A 3474-nucleotide genomic window follows, 5' to 3' on the forward strand; every position below is an offset into this window, starting at 1 on the left:
TCGAGTCCCATCTCCCACCCCATCCGATTTCTTGAAAAGAGTCCTGCAGTTCCTCGCGGAGCCGCGGGATTTTTTTTGAACCGGACCAGGCGTTCTCAGGCCCGCCGGAAGGGCGGAGGAAGAGTTTTTTCGCTCCCGCTCTTGAAATCTCCGCGGATTTCGGTAAAATGTGAGATCTCACGACGCGACGGCCGCAAGGCACGAAGTGCCGGGAGAAAGAAAATCTGGATGGTGGGTGTAGCTCAGTTGGTAGAGTCCCGGATTGTGATTCCGGTTGTCGTGGGTTCGAGTCCCATCTCCCACCCCATCCGATTTCTTGAAAAGAGTCCTGCAGTTCCTCACGGAGCCGCGGGATTTTTTTTTGCGCGCTGATTGAGCGGGCGCCTGAGCCGTGCGGGATGCGTCGGACCGCCCGAAGGGGGCGGGCCGGCATGAAAAGGCCGTCGGTTCGAGCCGGCGGCCTTGATGGCGGGACGCCCGTCGGAGCGACGGTCAATCAGTGGACTTTGCCGTTGAAGGCCTTTTCAACGTCGAAGGCGAAGGCCTGATATCCCGTGGTGGACTTGAACTGGATCTCGACGGCGGGCTCCTTCGCACCCCAGTCGAACTCATCGAGATAGGGGTTGGGCGCGGAGGTGAGGCCGCCCGTCTTGAGGTCGTAGTTGGCGCCTGCGGTCGCGGCGTAGACCACGACGGAGTCCTTGTCGGGCATGTATTCGACCAGAGAGGTGACGGGGCTGTACCAGTCGTGGCCGCGCTCCTTGCCGTACTCCCAGACCTGTTCGACGGTCCGCTTCTTCTGATCGATGCGGTAGATCACGGCGCGCGAGTACTTCATGTCCGGCAGCGGCGGCTGATCGAATCCGCGGCCGTCTCCGTTGTCGAATACCGAGACGTAGATGACGTCGGCGTTGGACTTCGAGTCGATCCTCCAGGCGGTGTGCTGCGTCCAGGTCCAGTCGAAGGTCGTGTTCTCGCAGACGGCGTCCCCGCAGGCGAGCTTGCGTCCCTGCTGATCGACCGGCGTGAGGATGAGGTCGCTCCAGGGCTTCTTCCACCCGCGCGGTGCGCCGAGAATCCACTTCACCTGATGGTCGCGGCCGATCTTGATCACTGCGCACTGATGGCGCGAGCTGATGATGATCGAGTCGTCGCTCGGGTCGTAGTCGACGGAATTGACGTGCGCCCAGTTGCGGCCGGGTCCCGTGCCGACGATGTCGCCGAAATGTCCCTCCTTGTCGAGCTTCTGAAGGTCGCTCGCCGAAAGGGTCTGGCCGGCGAGCTTCGGGTCGATGTTGAGGCATACGGCGCCCTGGTCGAGCGCCTTGATGGCCGTGTCTCGGTACGGATCCAGAATCTCCCACAGACGCCATTCGTCCACGACGTTGCCGTCGCAGTCGACCTCAATGATCAGGTCGCGCACCGTACGGACGTTGCGGCCGTCCGAGCGCTTGAGGTTCGACGAGGCGACGCGCAGGAAGTAGTGGCCGTTCTGCGCGGCGTCCATCGTGTGCGAGAAGTCGTTGTAGCCGTAGGGAAGCGGACGGTTCCAGATGCGGCGGCCCATGATGTCGTACTTGACATAGTGCTGGCCGTAGCCCCAGGAGATCGCGCCGTCGGCGTTCTGCCGCAGACCCATCATGATCCCGCCGTCGTAGAGCGAGTCGACGTTGAAGATGGTCGAGCTGTCCATGAACCAGCGGATTTCTCCCTTGGTGTCGATGATCCAGTTGAGCGGGTTCGAGGACCACTGCAAGGCGCCCCCTTCGGGGTTGTTCCAGACGGCGTGGCGGGTGTTGTTGTTCGAGCCGATGTTGTTGATGTAGTAGAGCCGGTCGGCGAACTTTCCTTCAGCCGCCTTGCGCACGACCGCCTCGGGCATGCCTGCGTTGCCCGTGGGGCCGTAGACCGGCGGCGTGCGGATGGTGTAGGTCTCCTTGAAGTGCTCGGACCTGCCGTGATCGAGCCGGTCGTACTCAACCTCGACCTTGTTGCGCCAGTCCGCGTAGAGGCCGAAGACGGGGATTCCGCCGTGGGTGAGAAGCTGGCTCTTGGAAACCTTGTACGCGATCACCTGACCGCCTTCCTTCGGCACGATGCGCACCGAGGCGTTGAGCAGCGCATATCCGCCGTTGCGGATGATTGCGGTGAGCGGAGCGATCTTGTAGGGATTCATGATGATTTCGCCGATCGCACCCTGCTTCTTGTAGATGGTCGACGGGCCGGAAGGGCCGCCGAAGGCGAACACGCCGGCCGGAGCTGCGGCGCCGGCGGCAAGACAGATCGTGAACCGCGCGAAGTCGCGGCGGGAGAGCTTCTCCATTTTGATTCTCCTTTTTGTGCGCTGAAGGCGCCCCGAAAGCGCTTAGTCATAAGGAGGAATCTAACGACCGCGAAGCTGCGCGGAGAGAGATCAATCGCGCAGAAGATTTGAAGCCCGCAGGAGAGGATTTTTCAAGGAATGGACGAAGGTGCGGGAAAACCCAAGGGAGAGCACGCCGAACGAACAAGAAAAAGCGGACGCAGCCGCCGGCTGGGCCGGCACCCGCGTCCACTTCGAAGTGAAGCCGACTGCAGTTGTTTCATCAAGCCTCAAGGAGCTTGAGAAGCTCCTCAACGTGCGTCTTCGCCTTCACGCCGCGCAGCGCGTGCTGAATCACGCCGTCGGGTCCGATCACGAAGGTCGAGCGCTCGATGCCGAAGCACTTGCGGCCGCACATTGTCTTTTCCTTCAACACTCCGTAGAGGTTGCAGACGGTCTCCTCCTTGTCGGAGAGGAGCGGGAAGTTGAGGCTCTGCTTGTCGCGGAAGCCGCAGTGGCTCTTCACGCTGTCGCGCGAGACGCCGAGGATCTCGTAGCCGAGTTTGGCGAAGTCGTCCTTGTGGTCGCGGAAGCCCTGCGCCTCGGTCGTGCAGCCCGCGGTGTTGTCCTTCGGATAGAAGTAGAGGATGACGCCGCGGCCCTTGAGGGCGGAGAGCGTCACGGGTTCGCCCGCGTCGGACGTGAGTGTGAAGTCGGGAGCGGCGGCTCCCGCCTGAAGTTCGGTTTCAGCCATTTCGGGTCTCCTTTCATGAAATGAGCTTGTGGGCGCATTCTACGGTTGGGGCGAAAAGGAGCGGCGGCGGATTCGAACCTGATGCTCCTCGCGGGCGGGCTGCTCCTCGGCCTGGGTTACGGGACGATGACCTCCACGGGCCACGTGCTTGCGGTCTTTGCGAGCCCGATGAACCGCGTCGGCCGAGCGACGGCGACCTTCTTCGTGCTCCTTGACCTTGGCGTCGGCATCGGCCGCACGGACGGGAAGTGACCGCCCGTGCGGGGCGGCGCCGGAGCGCCCGCGTCAGGAGCCGGCGAGCCGTTGCTCCGACGCTTCGGGCGCCCGACCGGCGGCTTCCGGACGGTCGCGGCCCACTGAACGGAGGTATTCCACGGCCGCGGCGGGCAGCCGGATCTCGGCGCCCTCCGAGTGGAGG

The 3474-nt window shown here is 63.1% G+C and carries 3 protein-coding genes and 1 tRNA gene; 2 read left to right on the forward strand and 2 right to left on the reverse strand.

Going from position 1 to position 3474, the window contains the following annotated elements; all coding sequences use genetic code 11:
- Positions 1 to 231 precede the first annotated feature (231 nt).
- Positions 232 to 307: transfer RNA gene (locus ACT6Y9_RS09565), tRNA-His, on the forward strand.
- 189 nt (positions 308 to 496) lie between these two features.
- On the opposite strand, the gene ACT6Y9_RS09570 is transcribed toward ACT6Y9_RS09565, so the two are convergent.
- Both ACT6Y9_RS09570 and bcp read right to left on the reverse strand, forming a co-directional pair.
- Complete coding sequence (locus ACT6Y9_RS09570) at positions 497 to 2323, reverse strand: aryl-sulfate sulfotransferase (protein WP_295479637.1); 1827 nt, start codon at positions 2321 to 2323, stop codon at positions 497 to 499.
- Positions 2324 to 2585: 262 nt separating this feature from the next.
- Positions 2586 to 3056, reverse strand: a complete 471-nt coding sequence (gene bcp / locus ACT6Y9_RS09575; RefSeq protein ID WP_443744354.1) for a thioredoxin-dependent thiol peroxidase — start codon at positions 3054 to 3056, stop codon at positions 2586 to 2588.
- A gap of 81 nt (positions 3057 to 3137) precedes the next feature.
- Here bcp and ACT6Y9_RS09580 point away from each other — a divergent pair, with 81 nt between their 5' ends.
- Positions 3138 to 3308 (forward strand): hypothetical protein, encoded by a 171-nt coding sequence (locus tag ACT6Y9_RS09580; RefSeq protein ID WP_443744355.1) that lies wholly within the window; start codon positions 3138 to 3140, stop codon positions 3306 to 3308.
- Positions 3309 to 3474: the final 166 nt, after the last annotated feature.

It is taken from the genome of Sutterella sp., from assembly GCF_052272535.1.
Taxonomy (GTDB): Bacteria; Pseudomonadota; Gammaproteobacteria; order Burkholderiales; family Burkholderiaceae_F; genus Sutterella.

Excerpts from the sequence above, each read along its gene's own strand:
- ACT6Y9_RS09570 (WP_295479637.1), bottom strand. The coding sequence starts at position 2,323 with ATGGAGAAGCTCTCCCGCCGCGACTTCGCGCGGTTCACGATCTGTCTT.
- bcp (WP_443744354.1), bottom strand. The coding sequence starts at position 3,056 with ATGGCTGAAACCGAACTTCAGGCGGGAGCCGCCGCTCCCGACTTCACA.
- ACT6Y9_RS09580 (WP_443744355.1), top strand. The coding sequence starts at position 3,138 with ATGCTCCTCGCGGGCGGGCTGCTCCTCGGCCTGGGTTACGGGACGATG.